A 24,360-nucleotide genomic window follows, 5' to 3' on the forward strand; every position below is an offset into this window, starting at 1 on the left:
CCGTCATCGGGCAAACATCGATGTGCGCGCTCATTTTTCACCTTAGAGGAGGGACCGACACCATGACACATAACATCCAACGCTTCGTTGCTATATTCACCATCCTCATGCTCTTTTCAACACTGATCCCCTACCACGTCGCACATGCAGACACGACCACATTCCGATATATTCAAGTGGATTTGACAGACGAGGAAGTCGAGACATTATATGAATCAAGTCTTGTCTACGAAGACGTCACGTATTATGGAGTTCGTGAATCAGCCAATGTTTGGCGATTTATGATCGATGCGGAAACAGTCGATGATTCGTTGATTGATTTGGTGACACTTTACAACGCTGAAGGCGTTCCATATACGTTCATCCCGAACTCCATCACGGAAGCGTATCCTGTCGAAGTGGAGGAACCACCTGTTGTCATAGAACCAGATCAACCGGAAGAGGTGACACCACCAACAGAACCAGAACCGGTTATCGAAGAACCAGCAATCGAGCCGATCTTACCGGCGCTCGCGCTAGAAGCGCAGAACATTGCCGGGGTCGACAAAGCCGTTGTCGGAGGTGAACTGTCGTATACGTTCATCGTAGAGAATACAGGAGACGCACCGTTAACGGTGACGAACTTTTCCCACGAGTATGTGAGCGGGGACGTTGGCCGTCTTGCCATCGAATCGTTGAATCAACACGTGTTTGATCGCTTGTATGAATTGATAGGAGAAGATGGTCTCTTACCCGATGAACGGGTCGAGGTGACAGCTGTCTTATCCGTTCCGTCTGACTATTCATTCAGCACGCATCCTGAGATTGGTAGTCTGTTTCGCGTGACAGGAGTGGATGAATACGACCGCATCGTCACAGCAGAAAGTCAACAAATCGTCCTTTTGCAACAACCTGATTTTACAGTGACAGGGACGAGTGAGATGGAGACCGTTCAGCCAGGTGAACCAATCCGATACACCTATACAGTGACCAACACTTCTAACGTTACCTTGTTCTTGTCTGACGTGATGCTAACTTGGCCGAGTGGTGCCTTGACGTATGAGGAGCAACAGATGGCGAATGAACGATTCGTGAAGCAAGTCGAAGCCATCCCTGAATTCGTAAACGGGTTCGGACCGGAAGAAGTGGTCACCCTTTCATTTGAACTCCCACTGCTCCCGTCCTATGACACACGAGCTGGGGCAGAATTAGTACAACAGGCAACGTTTACCCTCCAAGTGAATGAAGGAGTGAACGTGATCCGTTCCGTCGATGTACCGGTTGCGGTGAAACAACCCGTTCCGGTAAAAGAGGATGAACCGAAGCAAGTGCCTGAGAAAGAAGAAACAAAGATGGAACCACCAGTCGTGAAAGTGGTTGTAAAAGAGCGAGAGGCTCCTCCAGTGAAGCCTGACGATGAAGTCGACACGTATTCGCAAGATGTACTCCCGATGACCGGGGAGACGAACGAGACGTGGCATATGATGATTGGACTCCTCATGTTTGCATCTGGACTCCTTTTGATGATTCGTCGTAAGCACCCATCTACAAAACAATAATCGTGTATCCCTTCTTGTTTGATCAAGGAGGGATTTGTTCTGATTCCGCTTCGATACTTTTTTCGTGGAACGATTTTGTTATAATGGACAAAGTGAAATAGGAAACGATGTTCAAAGGAGCTAGACATAGATGAAATGGAAACAACTCGTCATCCCGACAATCGCCTCTGCGCTTTTGTTAAGCGGATGTTCAATGAAAATCCCGATGGGTGAAGAAGAAGCGACACCGACCGGCGAAGAAACAGCAGCAGAAGGCGTCACACAAGCGATCGAAGCACGTGATTCCTACTATCAAATGGTCATTCCCTTCAAAGCCGCAGCAGCGCGAGGACTTGCCCAGCGTCAAGTGAGTTCGTCGTTAGAGCTTGAAGAAGTTGAACTCGGTCTCATGCGCCATTCGACAGATGCGTTTGACCCAGACAAATTCGCTTATCAAGAGGGACAACTTTTAAACGCGGAAGACGTAACCAATTTACTTGGACGTAAAGGCGGGAGTAACGAAGGATTGACGCCGCTCAACCCGGCTTATGCGGACGGGAAGGCCGAAGTCGAAGACGACAAGTTCGTCGATGCGAACAAGAAGTCACCTCTATATTTGGCTTCGATCGTGGAACAGAACTATATGACGAAAGAGGATAGCGGATATCAGCTTGGCGGTGTGTCGTTTGCACTCATTTTGAACCGTGAGTATGTCTTCCAGGCACCGAACTACGGACCGACCTATACGGTGAAACTCGATCAGAAAAAAGTGATCGCAGAAGGGGAACGGATGGCGAACGAACTCGTCGCTCAATTGCGGAAGCGAGAAGACTTTAAAGATTTGGATGTAAACGTCGCGCTTTATATGAAGTCGACGCAAGGTTCACCGACGCCGGGGAACTATATCAAATCCGCTTTCGTCGGAACGGATGATGAGGTCACATCAGGTGACTGGAAAGCCATCGATGAGAAGTACTACTACTTCCCATCTGCGACGGCAACGAATGACGTACGCGAGGATGCACAGAAATTTACGCTCTTCAGTGACCGAATTGCCGATCTGTTCCCAGACTATAGCGGGATGATTGGGAAAGGCTTTTATCAGAACGGCGATTTGTCACGACTTGAAATCGATATCCCGATTCAATTCTATAGTCGTGCCGAACTTGTCGGATTCACCCAACACGTTGTCGGCTTGCTTGAAAACCGATGGGAATATAGCCGGAATGTCCCGGTCCGCATCAACGTGACATCACTCGGTGGCGACCCTGAAGTGACGATTGTGTTCGAGGATGGCATGGATAGTCCAAAAGTATACTTCTAATTCAGAAGAGGTTCGTTTTTTGAAACGAACTTCTTCTTTTTTTCGTATGAAAAGTGAAAGGATTATCTTTGACCTTATTTGACCAATTGAGTAGAATAGAGTTAACAGAAACGGGAAAGGGATAGGTGAGGTGAATCCATATGGCTAAAAACTATTATGACGAGCTCGGTGTCTCAAAAGGGGCGAGCGAACAAGAGATTAAACGTGCATACCGGAAGTTGGCGAAACAGTACCATCCGGACGTCAATAAAGATCCTGGCGCACAAGAGCGATTCAAGTCAGTCCAAGAAGCGTTTGACGTGTTGAGCGACCCAGAGAAAAAAGCGAACTATGATCGATATGGTAGCCCGGATGGACCGTCGTTCGGACAGGGGTTTGGTGGCGGTGGAGAAACTTACGGGGAAGGTTCGTCCCAGTTCGAAGATTTATTCCGACAATTCGGAGGTGGGTCGCGTACGACTTCGCGAACATTCGGATTTGAAGATATGTTCGGGAGCTTCTTTGATCAAGCTGTCGAAGAAGACTTGGATGAGACCGTTCGTGTGAATATCCCACTCAGCCAATTGACGAAGGAATCGAAAGTGAGCCTTCGACTTCAAACAGGCACGGTGAATGTCAAAATTCCACAGGGTGCCTATGAAGGTCAGAAGTTGCGGTTGAAGGGAAAAGGCAGCCGAGTCGGACAATCAGGGAACCGAGGAGATGTATACGTCGAGCTTCATTTTGCGGATGACGATACGTACCGACGTGAAGGAGAGCATATCGTGACGTTGAAACGATTGCGTCCGCTCGAGTTTTTAGATGGATCGAGCGTCATCATTTCAACACTCGACGGAGGACGGGTGAAGTTGAAAGTGAAACCTGGAAGCCGACCGGGGCAACGGATGCGCATTCCAGGTCGCGGTGTCATGACCGGTTCGAAAGTACGTTCTGACTTATTCGTACAACTCGAGGTCGACCTGCCTCTTGATGAAACATACCGTTCTGTCTATGAGCAAATCGAACGTTAATGGATAAGGAGGAATCGTGATGGACTTTAATCGTTTTACAGATAAAGCACATGAATGCATTGTCAGTTCACAGGCGTTGGCAAAACAATATCATCATAGTGAAATCAATGAGTGGCACGTGTTGGCATCTATGATTTCACAGACAGACGGGATTGCGCCGTTGCTGTTTCAAAAAATGGAGATCAACGTATCTGAGATTGAAGGAGAAGTCGCGCTTTCTTTGAAAAATGCGCCAAAACTTCAAAATCCGACGACACCGATGATTTCTGCTTCTTTGTTAGGCGTGTTGACGACGGCCGAGCGGGAAGCGACAGGGATGAACGATGAATACGTATCGGTCGAACATATCTTACTCGGGATCTTGTTGAACAGCAGTCAGGCGCAGGCGATGCTTGAGCGAAAAGGCATCACGGAAGAACGACTCCGCGAGGCGCTCGTCGCCGTACGTGGCAATCGCCGCATCACATCGAAATCGCCTGAAGCGACGTATGACGTCTTGACGAAATACGGACGAGACCTCATTCAAGAAGTGAAGACTGGGAAAATTGATCCGGTCATCGGACGCGATAGTGAGATTCGTCGCGTCATCCGGATTTTGAGTCGGAAAACGAAAAACAATCCGGTCCTCATCGGGGAACCGGGTGTCGGGAAAACGGCGATTGTCGAGGGACTCGCTCAGCGGATCGTTCGCGGAGACGTGCCGGAGAGTTTGAAAGACAAAACAATCTTCAGTCTCGACATGAGTTCACTCGTCGCTGGTGCGAAATATCGCGGTGAATTCGAGGAACGACTTCAAGCCGTCCTATCAGAAGTGAAGGAAGCAGAAGGCACGATTATCCTCTTCATTGATGAACTGCATACGATTGTCGGAGCTGGGAAGTCGGAGGGGTCGATGGATGCCGGAAACATGTTAAAACCGATGCTCGCCCGTGGGGAATTGCACTGTATCGGTGCTACGACGTTAGACGAGTATCGCCAATATATCGAGAAGGACCCTGCACTCGAGCGGCGTTTCCAACAAGTGCTCGTCGCTGAACCAGACGTCGAGGATACGGTTTCCATCTTGCGTGGCTTAAAAGAACGTTTCGAGATTCACCACGGAGTACGCATCCACGATAACGCTCTCGTCGCGGCGGCGATGCTATCAAATCGCTATATCACCGACCGGTTCATGCCGGATAAGGCTATCGATCTCGTCGATGAGTCGTGTGCGATGATTCGGACTGAGATGGAATCGATGCCGGCTGAGCTCGATGAATTGGTCCGTCGGGTCATGCAACTTGAAATCGAAGAAGCGGCGCTTAAAAAAGAGAGTGACGCGGCTTCCATGAAGCGTCTCGAAGCACTTCAACAAGAATTGGCATCACTCCGTGAACAGTCTGACTCGTTACGTCTTCGTTGGGAAAATGAGAAAGAGTCAACGCACCGCGTGCAACAAATCCGGGGAGACCTTGAAAAAGTACGTCTCGAATTACAAGAGGCAGAAAGTCGCTACGACTTGAATCGGGCTTCAGAACTGAAATATGGACGAATCCCAGAACTCGAGCGAGAACTAGAAGAAGCGGAACAGCTAGCGAGTTCGGTGACGCGTGAACTCGTACGCGAAGAAGTGACGGAAGAAGAAATTGCCGAGGTCGTCTCGAAATGGACCGGCATTCCGGTGACTAAACTGACAGAAGGAGAGCGAGATAAACTACTCAACTTAGAAACGGTGCTACACAAGCGTGTCTTCGGTCAAGATGATGCGATTCGCTTGGTCAGTGACGCGGTCATCCGGGCTCGGGCCGGAATCAAAGACCCGAACCGCCCAATCGGTTCTTTCCTCTTCCTTGGACCGACGGGTGTCGGTAAAACCGAGCTCGGGAAAGCGCTAGCGGAAGCGATGTTTGATTCAGAAGATCATATCGTTCGTCTCGATATGAGTGAGTATATGGAGAAACATGCCGTATCACGACTTGTCGGTGCACCTCCAGGATATATCGGTTACGAAGAAGGCGGGCAGTTGACGGAAGCCGTTCGCCGTAACCCTTACTCCGTTCTCTTGTTAGATGAGGTCGAGAAGGCACACCCAGACGTTTTCAATATTTTGTTGCAACTGCTCGATGATGGTCGATTGACCGATTCGCACGGTCGCATCGTCGACTTCAAAAATACGATTGTTATCATGACGTCGAACATTGGAGCAGACATTTTGCTCGAAGCGGCGAAAGATGGTGTGATCGATGAGGATGAAGAGCGTCAAGTGCTTGATAAGCTCCGCCGACATTTCCGTCCTGAATTCTTGAACCGGGTCGATGAAACGATTTTGTTCCATCCACTTACGAAAGATCAAATCGGTCAAATCGTCGAGAAAGCAGTCGGTCGAATGAGTGAACGGCTCACGACGCGCTCGATTCATATTGAAATCACGGATGCAGCTAAAACGTTCGTCGCCGATGAAGCGTACGAGCCTCAATTCGGTGCTCGTCCAATCAATCGTTACGTGCAACGAACGATTGAGACGAAGCTTGCCCGGAGTATCCTAGCGGGAGATGTCGAGGATGGCCAAACGGTCGTCATCGATGTCGAAAACGGGGAATTGACGTTACGTCCGTCGACGGTCAATGCATAAGAAAAGAGGAATCCGATCGGATTCCTCTTTTTATGTATGCCGAGGTTGTCGTTTCAAGAGTAGAAAACTGATGCCTACAAAGATGAGGTAAAGCACCGTTCCGAAAAATAAATTGAATAGCCACGGGATGGTCCCCATGAACAAGGCGCGTGTCGCTTCCTGGAACCAAAGCAGTAACCAAAAGAATAAACCAAGACTCGTTGCGAGTAGGGCATAAAACCCCGTCATGCCATGTTTCGTCAATCGTTTGATTCCGAACCCGAGTAAAGCCGTTACAAGAAAAATCGTACCTAGCCCAACATAGAACAATCCATCAATCGGCAAAGACTGCATCTACATGTCTCCTCTCACAGCATAAGAATCATATAGTTTCATCTTACACCTCGAGGAAATAAATGGGAATCAAAAAGGTGAAGCGTTTCGTCGCTCAGGTTGATAAATACAATATGGCTCTGATTCCTTATAGTCTCCCGTAACTGCGTATGCCCGCGCCCGTGAACCACCACAAAGATAGCGATATTCACAATAGCCACATTTCCCTTGGTGTGTATCGGGGTCACGTAGCGCCTTGAACGTCGGATGGTGACGATAAATATCAGCGAGGGGTGTCGTTCTTACATTTCCGCAATGGATCGGTAAAAACCCGGAAGGCTGTACGTCTCCTGTGTGCGAGATGAAGACAAACCCGTTCCCGTCATTCGTCCCACGTGGTGCCTTGGCTAAATCATCATGCGGATGTCCGATTGGGGGGAGCCCATCTGCTTTTCGCCGCTGATTTTCTTGTCGTGCCACCCGCCGATAGAACTGGGCTTCTGTTGTCGAGATGATGAACGGTGCCGTCTCCTGTAGTGAGAACGCCCACTTGAGCACTTCTTCATGTCGCTCGGGAGAAATGGGCTGTAACAGTGAACCGCGTCCGGTCGGGACGAGGAAAAAGAGCGTCCAGACGGATACACCGAGGGACTCTACGAGTTTCGCCATTTCGGGCAAGCGATCGACGTTGTATTCGGTCACCGTCGTGTTGATTTGAAAAGACATCCCTTCTTCTCGGAAGTAGGAAATTCCTCGGATGGTACGCTCAAAACTGCCACGTGTCCCTCGAAAGTAATCGTGCGTCTGTGCGTCCGGACCGTCGATAGAAAACGCCCAGCGTGACAAACCGGCAGCTTTTGCTCGTTTTACGGCGTCATGCGTGACACGCGGTGTGGCAGAAGGTGTCATCGAGACTCGCATCCCGAGAGAAGAAGCGTACGCGGTCAATGCAAACAAATCTTCACGCATGAGGGGGTCGCCACCTGTGAAGACGAGAATCGGATTATCCATCGCATGAATCTCTCGAATGAGCGCCTTTCCTTCTTCCGTGTCGAGTTCATTTTCGTATCGGTGAAACTGTGCCTCGGCCCGGCAATGGACACAGGAGAGCGCGCAGGCACGCGTTACTTCCCAAATGACGATAAACGGGTTCTCGTGATAGTCGATGTGCTTCATACCATCACCCCCTGCTTGAGGTTTAGGTTGTTAACCGCTTGTTTTGCAGAATCAACACAATCTGGTAAACCAACCCCATGGAGAATGGCGCCACACGCCTCGACTCCGTCCCACTTCGAGAGTGCTTGTTCAAAGGCGCGGACATCCTCTTTATGACCGACCTCGTATTGGGGCATCGTTTGAACGTGGCGTTCGACTTTCGTGAAGAGTGGTGTCCCGACTTGTTGAATACGACGGAGCTCGTGCAAAGCGAATGATGCAATCGTATCATCGTCCTCGTGCAATAAGGACGAAACATAATCAGAACCGATGTACATGCGAATCAACGCTTTCCCTTCAGGTGCCATATGCGGCCACTTCTTATGCATCCAACTGCAAGCGGTCAAGGCGTTGCCTTCCGATTTGGCGATGACGTAACCTGTTCCGTCTAGCGCCTCGACTTCTGATTCGTCGAATGCGGCAAGAACGGTCATCGAGGACGTTCGCTTACGAGTCGACAAACGCTCGGCTTCAGAAAATCCGAGTAGCGGCCCGAGCATGTTTGGGGAAGTCGCAAGGATGATGCCGTCAAACTGCTCGACCGTTCCATCCGCCAATGTGATTTCATGCGGTCTTACGGACTTGACGATTGTATTCAGCACGAGGCGGTCGATGGAAGGACGGAGCGCCTCAACGAGCGCACCGAGCCCTTGGTCGATGGATAAAAACTTTCCGGTCTCGGACGGCTTCACCCCAGCCTGAACAGGTGGTGTGAGTGCTTTCATTCCGAGAATCAGACTGCGAGTTTTTTGTTCAATCGTGATAAACTGAGGGAAAGTAGACTCGATGCTCATATCATCAAGCGTTCCGTTGTAAATCCCGGACAGAAGGGGTTCGATCATCGTGTCGACGACTTCTGAACCGAGTCTCGTCCGAAAGAAGCGATCGAGCGAGATGTCCTCCCCTTCATACACACGCGGAATCACGAGGTCGAGTCCGGCACGAAATTTTCCTCTCCACGTAAAGAGATCCGTTTTAACCATCGGCCAAAACTTAGTCGGAATCCCCATGACCGATCCTTCTGGCATCTGTCTCAGTTGTTGACGGACATAAATGTAAGAGGTCCCGGTTTTAGAACGAACGAGTTGGTCCTCAAGGCCAAGGTCGGTAATGAGAGTCGTCAAAGTTGGCTTTCGTGCCATATAGCCATCCGGTCCGGTCTCTAATGTGAATCCGTCTCGATAGATGGTTTTGATTTTTCCGCCGAGACGGTCCTGTGCCTCGAACAGTGTGACGTGTGCGCCGGCGACCTTGGCATAATGTGCCGCGGCCAGCCCGGCGATGCCACCTCCGATAATTGCAATCTGATTCAATCGATTCACCCATTTCTTTAAAATTCTTTTCTTACTAACGGTACCGAGAATGTAGACGCAGACATAGGATAAGTGTCACGGAGTTCTAGACAAATTTGTCACGAATTCGAAAGGGGACGATGAGATGATCGCCTTCATCATTGTCGCGACTGTCATTGTGTCAGGTGTGATTGGATTTATTGTGACGATGAATCGACATGGGGAAAAATTGGTCGGGGACGAGGAAAGTCCATCGATGATTTGGGCGGATGAGGACTGGTATAAAGAAGATGGACCGCCAGACGGATAATATGATAAGATGACCCGGTTGAAATTTGATGGAACATGAGGTGATCGAATGAATGTACTCGAACAACAGTTGAACCACTTGATTGATGAGTGTCGTCCGTACACAGCTCAAGGGAAAGTAGCGGACTATATCCCGGAACTGGCGCATGTGAAAAATGATTTACTCGGGGTGGCGATTTGTTTGCCAGACGGTACGTATATTCACGCTGGGGACGTTCATCATAAGTTCACGATTCAAAGTGTATCGAAGGCGCTGACGCTTTGCTATGTGCTGATGGAGTTTGGGGAAGACTATGTGTTTTCAAAAGTAGGGATGGAACCGACGGGCGATGCGTTCAACTCGATTGCGAAACTCGAGGAGACGGTCCCGTCAAAACCGCTGAATCCGATGATCAATGCGGGGGCGTTAGCAGTGACGAGTATGATTTTAGGGGAGACGGCTGAGTTAAAGATTTATCAGTTCCGTCAATTTTTAGCGACGTTGTTAAATCGACCGGTGGAGGAAATTACGTACGATGAAAAAGTCGCCCGCTCTGAATACGAGACGACCGACTTGAATCGCGCACTCCTCTATTTTATGCGTCATCATGGGATTGTAGAGGGAGACGTCGATGAAATTATTGACGTGTATACGAAACAGTGTGCCATTGAAATCGACTGCTTTGACTTGGCACGAATCGGACGTGTCTTCGCTGGGAACGGGGAGGACCCGGATACAGGGGAAGAATTGATTCCGCGTCGTGTTGTTCGGATCGTCAAAGCCATCATGACGACATGTGGCATGTACGATGCTTCGGGGGAGTTTGCCGTCCGTGTCGGTCTTCCAGGTAAGAGTGGAGTGTCCGGCGCCATTTTAGCGGTTGGGAACCACGAACTAGATTTGAGTAACGTCGGGTTTGGCATCTTCGGTCCAGCGCTCGATTCAAAAGGGAACTCGATTGCGGGGATGAAGTTGCTCGAACTGTTGATTGAACGGTATACATCGCGCTAAATGGTTAGATGTTCAACGGATGTATCCAGTTCGTGCTGCAACGTTTTGATTTTTGTATCATACGCAGACTGTAGGTCGACAGGCGGTGTGAACGAACGCCAACGCTTCAACAGTTGGTCATGGTCGTTCATCTCACCGAGTTCGGTTTGCATCTTTTTTAACGTACGGACGGTGTCCATGGACGCGTCCGACTCGTAGTTTAACAAGTATTCATGTAAGTATCGCTCACGTTTCACGGCCAAGCGGACTTTATGGAGCGCTTCGATTTGATCTTTCCCATTGGTTTGTTCATGATAGATGCGAATACGCTGTTTGCGCTCGCTTTTCGCCTTTTCTAACATCGGAGAGGCGTTCGTTTTTTTAAACGCACGAAATAAAGGTCCTCCGATGAAACGGCGGATTTGTTGATCGAGTGAAGGGGTCATCTTTTCACTGACTCGAGTTGAGAGAATCGTTCGTTCGATGGCACGTTGCTTTTCCATCGCTTGAAGAAACGCTTCATCGAGATTCGTTTCGGCATCAAACTGTTCGACAAGTACGTCGAGGTCACGCACATGACCAAGTGCTTCCATCAATTGTTTGAGTTGCCGGAACGTCGCAGGCTTCGTCTCAAAGATTTGCATGAACGTGATCAGCTTTCGTAAATGAACGCGGGCGCGGTGAATATCCTCGGAATTGTTGAACGTGAGAGCTTCTGTCACGTAGTGATTGAACGTGTTCCACGTTTCTAACAGCTCAAATTTAAGTTTTTCTGCATGCCGTTGATTCATGATATTGTTTCCTTTCTGAAAAAGAGATGAGGGTTGTCCATGTACCAAACACATTCATTAAACGAAAAAATAAAACTATTCTTTACGATTTTCTTCCCAATCCTAGTCACGCAAGTGTCTTTTTATTTGATTAGCTTTTTCGATACCGTCATGTCCGGACGCGCGGGTGCGGTCGATCTGGCAGGCGTCGGTGTCGGATCAAGCTTATGGATGCCGGTGTATACCGGACTTAGCGGAATCTTGCTGGCGGTGGCTCCGATTGTATCGCAAGCGCTCGGCGCACGGGATCGTCAACAGATTCAACGCACGCTATTTCAAGGTATCTACTTAGCCGTCATACTGAGTATTGTTACGCTGACATTAGGGTCTTTCCTCGTGCCGATTGCAATCGAGGGAATGGGACTCAGTACGGAAGGGAAGCGAATCGCGACCCAATACTTACTTGCACTTGGTTTCGGCGTCTTACCGATGTTTTTGTTCAACGTGCTTCGCACACTCATGGATGCGCTCGGCAAGACGAGGGTCTCGATGATCCTCATACTATTAGGGTTACCCATTAATGTCGGATTAAATTACATCTTCATCTTTGGAAAACTCGGTGTTCCAGCGTATGGCGGCGTTGGGGCAGGAATTGCCTCGAGCATCACTTATTGGTTGCTCTTTTTCATGGCTTTCTTTTTCGTCAGAAACGGAAAACCATTCCGTGAATATAAGTTTTTACGGACGACTGAGCGCATCATCTGGCTCAGACAAAAAGAGTTGTTGCAACTCGGGACGCCAATTGGGCTTGCCATTTTTGCGGAGGTCAGTATCTTTGCGGCGGTCACGCTACTGCTTAGCTCATACGGGGACCAAATCGTCGCGGCACACCAAGCAGCCATTAATTTCGCCTCGTTCGTATATATGCTCCCGCTTTCGGCATCGAGCGCACTAACGATTGTCGTTGGATACGAACTCGGCGCGAGACGGCTGCAAGATGCTGTTCGATATGCGAAGATTGGGATCTCGCTTTGTCTCGCTGTCTCCATCTTTTCTGGTGCATTGTTGTTTTGGCAAAATGAGCGGGTCGCTGCCATTTATACGAATGATCCGACTGTCGTGGACCTCGCAGCCCACTTTATGATTTTCGCCGTGTTCTTCCAGTTATCAGATGCTGTCGCCGCACCGATTCAAGGGATTTTACGAGGGTTCAAAGACGTCAACATCACGTTGGTCCTTTCTCTTGTCGCCTATTGGGTCATCGGTTTACCTCTCGGTTATGTATTGGCGGAACACGCTGGATTCGGACCAGACGGTTATTGGATTGGATTGATTGCCGGGCTGGCCGCCGGAGCGGTCTTATTATTCCTCCGACTCGTATGGATTGTCCGGCGCTACGGGACGCTCCAATCGACATAAGGACGTAAAGGTTGTTCGCAATTGTGAACAATCTTTTATTTATTATAAATTGGTCTATACAACTATACTTTTATCCAGTATGATAACATGGAGGAAAACAAAAAGGAGTGGTGAACCGGTGGGGACATTGATCAATGCTCATATCGTGTCAGCAGAACAAGCATGGGAGCGAGGGTATATCAGGTGGAATGGCCAATCGATTGACGAAATCGGATCGATGGAACAGTTTGTACAACGAGATGAGAACGTGATTGATGTCTCGGGTGCGCTCGTGACACCTGGTCTCATCGATATCCATATTCACGGGGGATATGAAGTCGATACGATGGACGCGGACGAGTCACGGCTTCGTCAATTGAGTGAAGACATGCTACAAGAAGGCGTCACGTCATTCTTTGCGACAACAATCACTCAATCGAAAGAGGCGATTGAACAAGCGTTGACGGCCGTTCGAAACGTCATGGCAACAGAGGATACGACCATCGCCGGAATTCATTTGGAAGGGCCATTCGTTAACGTAGAGATGGCGGGGGCGCAACCGGCGGAATATATCATCGACCCAGATGCGGAACAGTTTCGAAAATGGCAACAGCTTGCTGGAGGCCATATTCGACTCGTCACGTATGCACCGGAACGACCAGGAGCCCGTGAATTTGAAGAAGCGCTTCGCGAATCAGGAGCAATCAGTTCTGCGGGACATACGAGTGCGACGTTCGAAGAGAATAAACAGGCGGGCGTTAAACATGGAACACACTTATATAACCAAATGCGAGGCTTGCATCATCGGGAACCGGGAACGGTCGGATATTGTCTGTTAGAGAAAGGTGTCATGGCCGAAATCATTCCAGACGGGATTCATAGCCGCCCTGAAATGGTTGATTTTGCTTACCGTCTAAAAGGAGCAGATGAACTCGTCGTCATCACGGATGCGATGCGAGCGAAGGGTTTGCCTGACGGACAGTATGAATTGGGAGGACAACCGGTCATCGTAGAAGGCGGCGCTGCCCGCCTTGAAGCCGGCAATCTCGCAGGGAGTGTGTTGACGATGGATGCAGCATTCCGAAACATTCAAGCGTATACCGGATGTACGGTGGAAGAGGCGGTCAAGATGACTGCGACGAATGCGGCAAAAGAGTTCGGGTTAACGACAAAAGGAGACATCAAATCGGGGTTTGATGCGGACCTTGTCGTCTGGGATGACACAGCACATGTTCAGATGACAATCGTCAAAGGAAACATCGCATATGAACGGGAGGATCAAAGATGAACGTATTAGTCGCCAAATCAGCGAACGACGCGGAACGAATCGCATATTTGCTCATCAAAGAACGGATTTCAGGGAAGCATGACTTCGTACTCGGTCTCGCCACAGGTAGCACGCCAGTCGGAATGTATCAAATGTTTAAACAAGACGCGCTCGATTGTAGCCATGTGACGAGCGTCAACCTAGATGAGTATATCGGACTGTCACCAGAGCATCCCCAGAGCTACAACCGTTTTATGAAAGACCGACTGTTTGACGAAGTACCATTCAAGCAAAGCCATCTTCCTCAAGGCGATGCGCCAGATCCCGAAGCGGAAGCGAAACGGTATGAAGCACTCGTCCGAACACTTGGTGTCGACTTGCAACTCCTTGGCATCGGGGAAAATGGACACATCGCATTTAATGAACCGGGTACAGCGCTTGACGCGAAGACGCATGTGACTGAACTCACCGAATCAACACGGGAGGCAAACCGTCGCTTTTTTGATCGGCTTGAAGATGTACCGACCCACGCCATCACGATGGGACTCGATACAATCATGAATGCGCGGGAGATTGTTCTCGTAGCGACAGGCGAGCGGAAGGCGGAAGCTGTACAACATATGATTGAAAGCGTACCGACGGTCGACTGGCCGGCGACGATTCTGCAAGCACATCCTGGTGTAACGGTCGTACTCGATGAAGCGGCGGCATCGCGCTGTGCAGAGGCCCTTCAAGCTCGAGGGCAAGAAGCGGCAACGCGATTCTTCACGATTCGGGCTTAACTAACCTGCGGAGACATCTCCGCAGGTTTTTCTGTTTTTAACTGTGGGAAAATGTAAAGAAATGAATTTGTCATCAAAACGTTTTCGACAAATTTCACACTTTCCTCTATAATGAGTGAAGCTTATTACTTTGACTCGAAGGAGACCATTATGAATTCTAGAACACATACTCGTAGACAGCGCAAAGGTCCGTCTGCGTTTTATAAGGTATTTAGTGCCCTCGTGCTGATTGCGATTATTGCTGGGTCTAGCATTTACGGTACCGCATTTTATAAAGCCCACAACATGTTGTCCGGTACCCAGGTCACGTTAGAGGACGACCCAACAGTCGAACCGACTCGTTTTGATAAAGAAGACACAGAGTCGTTTTTGATTTTAGGGACTGACCTTTCTCCACAAAAGAAAGCGCGTGGAGAGTATGGACGCTCGGATGTCATGATTGTCGTCATTTTGAACAAGAAAGAAAAACAGACGACGATGCTCAGTATCCCACGTGATTCGTACGTGAATATCGATTACACGGGATACAACATCCCTTATGGAAAGACGGGTCTTGATCAAGATAAGATTACGCACGCCTATTACTTTGGTTCGATGGATGAATCGAATCCGAACAACGGGATGCGCATGGCAACGAACACAATCGAGGACTTGGTCGGCGTTGAAATCGACCATGTCGTCTCGCTCAACTTCCAAGGGTTTGTTGATTTCATCGATGCGGTAGGTGGTGTTGAGATTGACGTACCGTTCTCATCACAACAAAACAGTTATGACGCCTCGCGTGAGACCGTTCAAATCGAAGAGGGACTTCAGCAACTTTCTGGTGAAGAGGCACTCGCCTACGTCCGAAACCGATATGACGACCCACGTGGTGACATCGGCCGTGGACAACGCCAAATGGAAGTCATCAACGCCGTACTCGAACAATCACTTGGCACGTCACTGATCAATAACTACGATAAAGTCTTGAAAGCCGTCGGTGACAACATGCAGACGACGCTCGGACCGAATGATTATATGCGTTTGATTGAAGATGTCGGTGCGTTGCACAATACGGTGCAATATCAATTGACAGGTGAAGGTGCCCGCGCAGATGACGGCCACTTCTACTATTTCTTGAATGAACCGCTTCTTGAAGAAGTACGCTATCGTGTACAACAAGCGGACGCAGGCAATCCTGTGGAGCCGATGACGGACACGGAGTTGGAGTCTTACACGTTAGACCCGAACGGAATAACGTACGAAGCACAATAAAAAAAGTTTGCCTCTCTCGGGGCAAACTTTTTTTATATGCGATCCATCGCGACGGTCAAGGAGTAGGAGTCTCCGCGGAAGAGTGAACGACTATACTCGAACATGTCACCGTTCTCGAGATAGGTACGTTGATCGATCAGCAATACCGGTGCGTTTGGAGAAATGGTTAGCAGTCTTGCTTCCTCGGGACCAGCGCTACGGGCTTCAAGTGTCTGTGTTGCATTTTTCAAACGTAAACCGTGCTGTTCGGCGTACGCATAAATGGAACCGGTCGCGTCTTCTTTCGTCAGGTCAGGCAATAAACGGACAGGAATGTAGGCGGTCTCGAGCGCGAGAGGATGATCATCTGCAAGTCGGAGTCGCTTCATTTCGTATACCGGCGTTTGATTCGGGATACTCAGTTGCTGGGCGATTCGATCCGTTGCCGGGATGACCTCGTAGGACAAAAGACGACTGAGCGGTCGCATACCTCGATGTTTGATTTCTTCAGAGAAACTCGTCAATCCGGACAATGTCATCGCAATCTTTTGACTCGCAACGAATGTGCCCCGGCCTTTTTGCCGACTCAAATAACCAGCGTTGACGAGGTTCATGATGGCTTGACGAATCGTCATACGACTCACATGAAATTGTTCGGAAAATTCTCGCTCTGAGGGTAAGGTGTCTCCTGGTTTTAACAATCCGTCATCAATTTGTTGCTTTAAGTACGCTTCAATTTGATAATAAATAGGTAACGGAGATTGTTTATCGATTTCTAACATATCATTTCGCTCCTGACTGAGAAGATGTATGTTTCATTATAGACGAAATAAGACTAGTTGTCTGAACAGATTTATAGAGAGAAGGTGGAGGACAAGATGGATCAACATACAGTAAATACAATCGTGACCTCAGTAAAACAGGACAATAAAGGGCATTGGCATACGCTCGAGAATAGTCCTTTTTATGCGGAAGGCGGCGGTCAACCGGCTGACCGTGGATCAATCGGTTCGCATAATGTATTGGATGTGCAAATTAAAGATGGTGAAGTGTGGCACCTCTTGTCAGAAGGATTATCTACGGGTACACCTGTAGCGGTTCGAATCGATGAGGACGTGAGAAGAGACCATTCCATCCAGCATACTGCCCAACACTTGTTAACAGCGATATTAGAAGACCGACATGGGATTCGTACGCTCAGCTTTGGAATCGGGGAAGAGGATTCATCTATTGAGATTGAGACGGCAGCGATGGACTGGACGCAAATTGAAGTACTCGAGCAAGAGATCCAGCAACTCATCTTTGACAATCATCCGGTTCATGTCTATGAAATCCCGGACGAAAAAGTCGATCGGACACGCTTGCGGAAAGCCTCCGATCGAACAGGAATGATTCGAATCGTCGAAATCGAAGGGATTGATTACAATGCGTGTGGCGGCACACACGTTGAAATGACAGGACAACTTGGCATGATTCAAGTCACCTCGCTCAAAAAAGTGAGAGGCAACATCCGCTTGACGTATGTTGCCGGAAATCGTGCGTTAAAGGCGACGCAACGAGCACGTGAAGCGCTCCGGACGATTCACCATACATTCTCGACGACGAATGAAACGGTGGCGGCACGTGTGATTGAAGAGCATACGATTCGACTAGAACGTGAAAAAGAAATCAAAACACTTGAGGAACGGATTGCGAAAGCGAAAGTAAAGGCAGTCTTACAAGAAGATAATTATGTAGCGTTACATGTGGGACGGACCGAGGCCGAAACATTGACGACCGCAATTATTGAACGGATTGCCGCGACAGGACGCATTGCGGTCGGGGCCAACTACAGTGCGCAAAAATTATTTGTCATGCATGATGGGACTCACGATATCGCGGTAGGGACGTTCCTCCGAGCGGCACTTCAAGAGATGCAGATCGGTCGCGGTGGTGGAAACCATAAACAAGCACAAGCTCGATTCACTTCCGTATCGGAACTAGAACGGGGGATGGAAGAAATCGTGAGACGATTGCAAGAGGGGGTTTTACCATGTTGACCATTCAATCGGGAAAAGAAGCACAGTTGATTGACCAGGCCAGATACGTGCGAGAAGTCGTATTCATTCAGGAACAAGGAATCGATGCTAGTCTCGAATACGATGACTTAGACGATGTCTGTACGCATGTTGTTGGTCTCATTGACGCTCAACCGGTGACGACAGCACGCCTTCGCCCCGTGGATGCGACGGTCGGGAAAGTGGAGCGAGTGGCGACGATTCAGGCGGCTCGAGGTCATGGATATGGAAAAGAAATTATGAATGAAGTCGAACGTGTCGCAAAACATCAAGGATTAGGTGAGTTGCGCTTAGGCGCACAACTAACGGCGCTCCCATTTTACGAAAAACTCGGGTACGAGGCGTTCGGAGATGAGTTTTTAGATGCGAATATCCCACACCGAATGATGCGGAAAACGTGGTAATCCTTTTTTGAAATATCCCATTTTTCTAAAAAAAGGTTGGCAAGAAGATTTCGATTTGTTATAACTAATACTAACAACTGACAGATAGAGGTTGCGAATGACATGAGTAAGCTTGATTGAAACGGACGCACTCCGGATCGAGCCGAAAGGGGAAATTCGCCGAAGTCAACGTTCACGTGCGTGTGAACGGAGGCTGGGGTAGTCGTGAATAACGCCTACACTGCCATGGTCAACTACCATGGAGCGCTATCTACGGAACGATTTTTTTAATCGTTTTTCAACTGCGCGTACAAGCGGCAGACCGTAGGGAGAGTGCTTCCTACCGGTCTGCCGCTTTTTCTGTTGGTGGACATCTTGAAAGTGGGGAACTTGATGACAACCGTACTGAAATTTGGAGGCAGCTCTGTTGCCACAATCGAACAAATACAAGCCATTTCGGACTATTTACAAACACGTGTGGCGACCGGTGAAAAATTGGTCGTCGTCGTTTCGGCGATGGGCAAGACGACGGACTCGCTCCTGTCGCTTGCTAAACAAATCACGGAGCGCCCGATGATTCGTGAACTCGATCGGCTACTCGCCGTCGGGGAAGAACAGACGATCAGTTTACTCAGTATCGCCTTGAACTCGCGAGGCGTACCGGCCATTTCACTCACCGGGCAACAAGCTGGGATTGATACGATGGGCATCCATACGAAAAGCAAAATTAAAGCGATTCGTAAAGAAGTGTTGCACGAGAAGTTACGTCAGTACGATGTCTTAATCGTCGCTGGTTTCCAAGGTGTGAATGAAGCGGGAGACGTCACGACACTCGGGCGTGGCGGTTCGGATACGACAGCAGTCGCACTAGCAGCCGTCCTCAGTCAACGTTGTGAAATTTATACAGATGTGGCTGGGGTGTATACGACAGACCCGCGAATTCATCCGACGGCGAAGCGTCTAGACACGGTGTCTTACGACGAAATGATGGAGATGAGTGCACTCGGCTCCAAAGTCATGGAGATGCGAAGCGTCGAGCTCGCCAAGAAGTATGACGTGAATATTTTTGTTGGAAAGACGCTCTCGAGCGAAGGAGGAACATGGATCATGGATACGACACAAGCAATGGAACAGAAAGCAGTCACGAGTGTGAGTGTTGTCAAAAACGTACTCAGTGTCTCAATCAAACATATCCCGCACACGGCAGCCGGAGTCGCGGACATCTTTGAAAGATTATCAGAACGCCACGTCAACATTGATATGATTTCGCAGACGGCTTTCGATGGAGAAGTGTTCCTTTCGTTCACATGTCCACTCGATGAAGAAGCATTTTTGGAAGAGGCGCTCGCAGAATTGACAGCGACCTTACCACAAATCAAAATCGATCGTCACACAGAACATGCAAAAATTTCAGTTGTCGGAATCGGCATGCGAGACGCAACAGGCGTCGCATCAGAACTGTTCGCGACATTCCGCGAGATGGGCATCCCGTTCTATCAAGTCACGACTTCTGAAATCAGCATTTCCTATACGATTCAAGAACAAGACGTGGAAGCGGCCGTCGCAGCCATTGCGGCTCGCTTCAACTTATAAGGGGGAAGCACGATGTATAACGTAGCTGTCGTCGGCGCAACTGGCGCCGTCGGACAAAAAATGATTGATGTATTAACAGAGTACGAATTTCCAATCAGTGAACTGAGACTATATGCTTCAGCCCGTTCAGCAGGAAAGACGGTTGAGGTGAACGGACAACCGGTCGTGATTCGCGAGCTGAACGATTCGATTTATGCGGACCCAATCGATATCGCCTTGTTCTCTGCCGGTGGGAGCATCAGTGAACAGTATGCGCCACGCTTGAGTGAACAAGGGGTCATCGTCATCGACAATTCAAGCGCATTCCGAATGCAAGAAGGAATTCCGCTCATCGTGCCGGAAGTGAATCGGGTCGAGCTCAGCCCAGAGAAGACGCTCATTGCGAATCCGAACTGCTCGACGATTCAATCGGTCGTCGCGCTCGCACCGCTTTCGGAAGTGTATGGACTGACACGTGTCGCCTATACGTCTTATCAAGCTGTATCGGGTTCCGGTCAAAAAGGGATTGATGACCTTGAGCGCGGGGCGCGTGGCGAGGAACCGACGAATTATCCGTATCCGATCTATGATAACGTGTTGCCGCAAATCGATGTATTTTTAGAGAATGGCTATACGAAAGAGGAACAAAAAATGATTGAGGAGACGCGTAAGATTTTGAATGCGCCGAACCTCGGTGTGACGGCTACGTGCGTCCGCGTACCGGTGCGAAACAGTCATGCGGTATCCATCACGGTGACGCTCGAACGGGATGCGACGGTCGCAGAAGTCAAAGCCGTACTCGCAGATGCGCCTGGTGTCGTGGTTATGGACAGTCCGGCCGACCTATCATATCCGACACCGCTTGATGCGAACGGGACCGACGAGGTGTATGTCGGTCGAATTCGCCGAGATGATTCTCAGCCGAATACGTTCCACCTATGGTGCGTCGCGGACAACGTTCGAAAAGGGGCAGCGGCGAACGCGGTACAAATCGCACAATGCATGATCAGTCAAACAGCGACAAAATAAGGAGGGGATGACATGTTCACAGGAGTTGCGACAGCACTAGCGACCCCATTCCAAGAAGATGGGCAGTTAAACTTAGAGGCATGGACGGCATTGATTGAAGACCAAATCCAAGAGGGAGTGAGTGGACTCGTCATCGGTGGAACGACCGGCGAAGGCATGACACTGACGAATGAGGAATTCGAGACATTGCTCGTTCGAGCAGTGGAGGTCGCGAACGGACGAGCGGTGATCATCGCGGGAACCGGATCGAATAACACGGCTCTCAGTATCGAGAAAACGAAACGGGCCGCAGAACTTGGGGCAGAGATGGCGATGGTCGTCACCCCGTACTATAACAAGTCAACACAAGCCGGGCTTCTCGCTCACTTTACAGCGATTGCGGATGCATCACCGATTCCGCTCATGCTATATAACGTCCCGTCACGAACCGGTGTCGCGTTAGCACCTGAAACGGTTGGGGAGTTAGCGGAACATCCGCGCATCACGGCCTTGAAAGAGGCGAGTGGGGACATCTCGGTCATGGCACAGATGATGGCTCATCTTCCGGAAGGATTCACCGTTTACTGCGGGAATGACGATCAAATCTTGCCATATATGGCATGGGGCGCTCAAGGTGTCGTTTCGGTCTTGTCGAACGTCTACCCAGGGGCGACCGTCGCCTTGGCAGAAGCACTTCTAGCAGGTGATCTCCAGACGGCGCGTACATGGCAGCTACGCCTGCTCCCGGTCATCGACGAACTCTTCGCAGAAGTGAATCCGATTCCGGTGAAGGCGGCACTTCAAGCGAAAGGCTTTGCCTTCGGTGCGCCACGTCTGCCGCTCGTCCCGATGAGCGCGACGGCCGAAGCAAAATTACTATCGGCGATGGAGCAGTTTAACGAGGTGAGACAATGAATGTATTGATTCACGGATTTGGTGCGATGGGACGAATCGTCGAAGAAGTCGCCAACATGCAAGGCGTGAACGTCTCGGCAATCGTGTCACCGGGAAGTGACGAGCATCTGGCCTCATTAGATAAGGTAGATGCACCAGTCGACGTTGTCATCGATTTTTCAAATCCGGCATTGCTTCCTGACTTGCTCGCATTCGGGCGGTCACGCAACATTCCGCTCGTCATCGCAACGACAGGGTTCACACCTGAGGAGCTTACAAAGATTGAAGAAGCGTCAACAGACATTCCGATTTTTCAGTCTTATAACACATCGTACGGGATCGCGTTGCTGAAGCAGTTGCTCGATCAGCTCGTCCCGCTCACACTCGGTTATGACATCGAGGTGATTGAGGCGCACCATCGGAAGAAAGTAGACGCGCCAAGCGGAACGGCGGAGCTATTAGCCCGTGCCATCGAAGCGAAACGAGAGGTGACACCGATTTACGAACGAACGTCACGCCGAGAAGCGCGTGGTGCCGAAGAGTTGGGGATGCACTCGATTCGTGGTGGTACGATCTTCGGGGAGCATACCGTGCTCTTCGCCGGAGATGATGAAATGATTGAATTGAAACATACCGCGTTATCGAAACGCGTCTTTGCAAACGGGGCACTTGCCGCGGCAGCGACGATCATCGACCGCCCGGCAGGACTTTATAATCTATCGAACTTATACGAGGAGGCTACTCATGTTACTCACAAACGCTTATGAAATCGCACAATATATTAAAGATGCAAAAAAGGAAACACCGGTAAAACTTTACGTCAACGGCCAATTGGCAGGTCTTGAAATCGAGGAAGCGAAAGCGTTCGGAACGGATGAGTCGAAGCTGTTCTTGACGACTGCGGAGCGCGCAGCCGCTTTCTTAGAAGCGAACGCGTCGGTCATCACCGATTCACACCTTGAGTATGATCGTCGTAACAGTGCCGTTCCAATGCTCGACACGACACAACTCAATGCACGAATCGAGCCAGGTTCATTCATTCGTGACCATGTACAAATCGGGAACAACGCCGTCGTCATGATGGGTGCTGTCGTCAATATCGGTGCAGTCATCGGAGACGGTTCGATGGTCGACATGAATGCCGTCATCGGCGCGCGAGGAACGCTTGGGAAGAACGTCCACCTCGGAGCGGGTGCCGTGGTCGCAGGTGTCCTCGAGCCACCTTCAAAAGATCCGGTCATCATCGAAGATGGCGTCATGATTGGAGCGAACGCTGTCATCTTGGAAGGGGTTCGCGTCGGGGAAAATGCGGTAGTCGCAGCTGGGAGTGTCGTCACGCAAGATGTTCCTCCAGGTGTTGTCGTCGCGGGTACGCCGGCACGCGTCATCAAACAGAAAGATGAAAAAACTTCTGAAAAAACGCAACTTGTTGATGACTTACGCTCTCTCTAACGTATAATAGACAGAAAATATAAACAATGAGGAATGGGAGAGTTGCATTATGGAACAGTATGGACAATGGATGTGGAAAGACGGGGCTTGGATTGAGCCGACTGACGCAAACACGAGTATCATGACACACGCGATTCATTACGGAAGTGGGTTCTTTGAAGGGATTCGCGCGTATCACACGGAGGAAGGCCCAGCCATCTTCCGCTTACGTGAACACTTGGAGCGACTCGTTCGCTCGTGTGCATACTACCACGTCACGCTACCTTATACGGTAGATGAACTCGAACAAGCTACGATGGAATTGATTGAGCGAAACGGATTTGAAGCATGTTATATCCGCCCGTTCGTCTTCCTCGGAACACCTTGGCAGGCGCTTATGCCGACAGCAGAAACGAAGGTACACGTTGCCATCTCGTGCTGGCCGCTCGGTGAATATTTCAGTAAAACAGTTGGGATTCGGGCAAAAGTAGCTTCATATCGCCGTGTGTCTTCGACAATGATGCCGATGCAAGCGAAAGCAGCATCGAACTATATGAACTCACAGTTACTAAAAGGAGAGGCACTTCGTGACGGATTTGATGAAGCGATTGCCCTCGATATGAACGGAAACGTCAGCGAGGCGAGTGTCGCGAACATCTTCCTCGTCAAAGGGAAGACGATCACGACACCGTCACTCGATTGTTCCGTACTCGATGGCATCACGCGTCAGACGGTCATGCAACTTGCGCGTGATGGAGGTTATGAAGTCGTAGAACGTCACATCGGGCGCGATGAGTTATATGTAGCCGATGAGATTTTCTTGACGGGAACGGCAGCCGAAGTGACGAGCGTCATCGAGGTCGACCACATCTCGATTGGTGGAGGCATCCAGAAGGTTGCGACAGAAATGTTGACACGTTATCGTGAGGCCGTGACAGGACAACTTCCGGAACACCGCGATTGGGTCACGTTCGTGAAATCAGCAGTTAAAGAGTAAAGGAGTTT

General features: G+C 49.7%; 23 protein-coding genes and 1 riboswitch. Of the genes, 18 read left to right on the top strand and 5 right to left on the bottom strand.

The annotated features are described in order from the left end of the window. The first annotated feature begins 62 nt into the window (after positions 1-62). From KNO87_RS12555 to clpB, 4 genes are all read left to right on the top strand, one after another. Entirely contained in the window at positions 63-1,538 is a 1,476-nt protein-coding gene (locus KNO87_RS12555; protein ID WP_214796246.1) for an LPXTG cell wall anchor domain-containing protein, read from the top strand. Positions 1,539-1,668: 130 nt separating this feature from the next. Next, positions 1,669-2,841 carry a CamS family sex pheromone protein gene (locus tag KNO87_RS12560; RefSeq protein ID WP_214796248.1) on the top strand — a complete coding sequence of 391 codons (1,173 nt, stop codon included), beginning with the start codon at positions 1,669-1,671 and terminating at the stop codon, positions 2,839-2,841. Between the two features lie 140 nt (positions 2,842-2,981). Further along, positions 2,982-3,851 carry a DnaJ C-terminal domain-containing protein gene (locus tag KNO87_RS12565; RefSeq protein ID WP_214796250.1) on the top strand — a complete coding sequence of 290 codons (870 nt, stop codon included), beginning with the start codon at positions 2,982-2,984 and terminating at the stop codon, positions 3,849-3,851. 19 nt (positions 3,852-3,870) lie between these two features. Then, positions 3,871-6,462 (top strand): ATP-dependent chaperone ClpB, encoded by a 2,592-nt coding sequence (gene clpB, locus KNO87_RS12570; protein ID WP_214796252.1) that lies wholly within the window; start codon positions 3,871-3,873, stop codon positions 6,460-6,462. A 30-nt stretch (positions 6,463-6,492) separates the two neighbouring features. On the opposite strand, the gene KNO87_RS12575 is transcribed toward clpB, so the two are convergent. The 3 genes from KNO87_RS12575 to hemG all read right to left on the bottom strand — a co-directional run bounded on the left by KNO87_RS12575 (position 6,493) and on the right by hemG (position 9,311). Next, on the bottom strand, positions 6,493-6,795 hold the full coding sequence (locus KNO87_RS12575; RefSeq protein ID WP_214796254.1) for a hypothetical protein: 303 nt from the start codon (positions 6,793-6,795) through the stop codon (positions 6,493-6,495). A 69-nt stretch (positions 6,796-6,864) separates the two neighbouring features. Continuing rightward, positions 6,865-7,950 (bottom strand): TIGR04053 family radical SAM/SPASM domain-containing protein, encoded by a 1,086-nt coding sequence (locus KNO87_RS12580; protein ID WP_214796256.1) that lies wholly within the window; start codon positions 7,948-7,950, stop codon positions 6,865-6,867. Then, positions 7,947-9,311 (bottom strand): protoporphyrinogen oxidase, encoded by a 1,365-nt coding sequence (gene hemG, locus KNO87_RS12585; RefSeq protein ID WP_214796258.1) that lies wholly within the window; start codon positions 9,309-9,311, stop codon positions 7,947-7,949. Before hemG ends, KNO87_RS12580 begins: the two co-directional genes overlap by 4 nt. A gap of 115 nt (positions 9,312-9,426) precedes the next feature. Between hemG and KNO87_RS12590 the strand changes: the two genes are divergently transcribed. Both KNO87_RS12590 and glsA read left to right on the top strand, forming a co-directional pair. Next, positions 9,427-9,591 carry a hypothetical protein gene (locus KNO87_RS12590; RefSeq protein ID WP_214790769.1) on the top strand — a complete coding sequence of 55 codons (165 nt, stop codon included), beginning with the start codon at positions 9,427-9,429 and terminating at the stop codon, positions 9,589-9,591. Between the two features lie 48 nt (positions 9,592-9,639). Further along, entirely contained in the window at positions 9,640-10,581 is a 942-nt protein-coding gene (gene glsA, locus KNO87_RS12595) for a glutaminase A (protein WP_214790767.1), read from the top strand. Here glsA and KNO87_RS12600 read toward each other — a convergent pair. Next, a complete protein-coding gene (locus KNO87_RS12600) occupies positions 10,578-11,351 on the bottom strand; it encodes a CHAD domain-containing protein (RefSeq protein ID WP_214796260.1) in 774 nt (257 codons plus the stop codon). The two genes, glsA and KNO87_RS12600, sit on opposite strands and share 4 nt — an antisense overlap. A 39-nt stretch (positions 11,352-11,390) precedes the next feature. Here KNO87_RS12600 and KNO87_RS12605 point away from each other — a divergent pair, with 39 nt between their 5' ends. The 4 genes from KNO87_RS12605 (at position 11,391) to KNO87_RS12620 (ending at position 16,031) form a co-directional block, all read left to right on the top strand. After that, entirely contained in the window at positions 11,391-12,749 is a 1,359-nt protein-coding gene (locus KNO87_RS12605; RefSeq protein ID WP_214796262.1) for an MATE family efflux transporter, read from the top strand. A 79-nt stretch (positions 12,750-12,828) separates the two neighbouring features. Next, positions 12,829-14,016: an N-acetylglucosamine-6-phosphate deacetylase gene (nagA, locus tag KNO87_RS12610; protein WP_214796264.1), complete on the top strand. Its 1,188-nt coding sequence runs from the start codon at positions 12,829-12,831 to the stop codon at positions 14,014-14,016. Then, on the top strand, positions 14,013-14,777 hold the full coding sequence (gene nagB, locus KNO87_RS12615; RefSeq protein WP_214796266.1) for a glucosamine-6-phosphate deaminase: 765 nt from the start codon (positions 14,013-14,015) through the stop codon (positions 14,775-14,777). Before nagA ends, nagB begins: the two co-directional genes overlap by 4 nt. A gap of 150 nt (positions 14,778-14,927) precedes the next feature. Further along, positions 14,928-16,031 (top strand): LCP family protein, encoded by a 1,104-nt coding sequence (locus tag KNO87_RS12620; RefSeq protein ID WP_214796268.1) that lies wholly within the window; start codon positions 14,928-14,930, stop codon positions 16,029-16,031. 32 nt (positions 16,032-16,063) lie between these two features. On the opposite strand, the gene KNO87_RS12625 is transcribed toward KNO87_RS12620, so the two are convergent. Further along, entirely contained in the window at positions 16,064-16,792 is a 729-nt protein-coding gene (locus KNO87_RS12625) for a GntR family transcriptional regulator (protein ID WP_214796270.1), read from the bottom strand. A gap of 96 nt (positions 16,793-16,888) precedes the next feature. Between KNO87_RS12625 and KNO87_RS12630 the strand changes: the two genes are divergently transcribed. The 8 genes from KNO87_RS12630 to KNO87_RS12665 all read left to right on the top strand — a co-directional run bounded on the left by KNO87_RS12630 (position 16,889) and on the right by KNO87_RS12665 (position 24,352). After that, positions 16,889-18,049, top strand: coding sequence for an alanyl-tRNA editing protein (locus tag KNO87_RS12630; protein WP_214796271.1), 1,161 nt, complete (start codon positions 16,889-16,891; stop codon positions 18,047-18,049). Continuing rightward, positions 18,043-18,471 carry a GNAT family N-acetyltransferase gene (locus KNO87_RS12635; protein WP_214796273.1) on the top strand — a complete coding sequence of 143 codons (429 nt, stop codon included), beginning with the start codon at positions 18,043-18,045 and terminating at the stop codon, positions 18,469-18,471. Before KNO87_RS12630 ends, KNO87_RS12635 begins: the two co-directional genes overlap by 7 nt. Positions 18,472-18,548: 77 nt before the next feature. Continuing rightward, positions 18,549-18,728, top strand: a riboswitch (Lysine riboswitch). A gap of 115 nt (positions 18,729-18,843) precedes the next feature. Further along, the gene (locus KNO87_RS12640; protein ID WP_371743064.1) at positions 18,844-20,043 is read left to right on the top strand and encodes an aspartate kinase; all 1,200 of its coding nucleotides are present in this window, start codon (positions 18,844-18,846) and stop codon (positions 20,041-20,043) included. Positions 20,044-20,055: 12 nt separating this feature from the next. Then, complete coding sequence (locus tag KNO87_RS12645) at positions 20,056-21,051, top strand: aspartate-semialdehyde dehydrogenase (RefSeq protein WP_214790745.1); 996 nt, start codon at positions 20,056-20,058, stop codon at positions 21,049-21,051. 12 nt (positions 21,052-21,063) lie between these two features. Beyond that, on the top strand, positions 21,064-21,945 hold the full coding sequence (gene dapA, locus KNO87_RS12650; protein ID WP_214790738.1) for a 4-hydroxy-tetrahydrodipicolinate synthase: 882 nt from the start codon (positions 21,064-21,066) through the stop codon (positions 21,943-21,945). Continuing rightward, a complete protein-coding gene (dapB, locus tag KNO87_RS12655; protein ID WP_214790736.1) occupies positions 21,942-22,691 on the top strand; it encodes a 4-hydroxy-tetrahydrodipicolinate reductase in 750 nt (249 codons plus the stop codon). The genes dapA and dapB overlap by 4 nt, the downstream gene beginning before the upstream one ends. Next, positions 22,669-23,376 carry a 2,3,4,5-tetrahydropyridine-2,6-dicarboxylate N-acetyltransferase gene (gene dapD / locus KNO87_RS12660; protein ID WP_074032983.1) on the top strand — a complete coding sequence of 236 codons (708 nt, stop codon included), beginning with the start codon at positions 22,669-22,671 and terminating at the stop codon, positions 23,374-23,376. Before dapB ends, dapD begins: the two co-directional genes overlap by 23 nt. A 49-nt stretch (positions 23,377-23,425) precedes the next feature. Further along, a complete protein-coding gene (locus tag KNO87_RS12665) occupies positions 23,426-24,352 on the top strand; it encodes a branched-chain amino acid transaminase (protein ID WP_214796275.1) in 927 nt (308 codons plus the stop codon). Positions 24,353-24,360: the final 8 nt, after the last annotated feature.

Origin of the sequence: Exiguobacterium sp. s34 (genome assembly GCF_018617435.1) — a bacterium.
GTDB classification, from domain to species: domain Bacteria; phylum Bacillota; class Bacilli; order Exiguobacteriales; family Exiguobacteriaceae; genus Exiguobacterium; species Exiguobacterium aestuarii.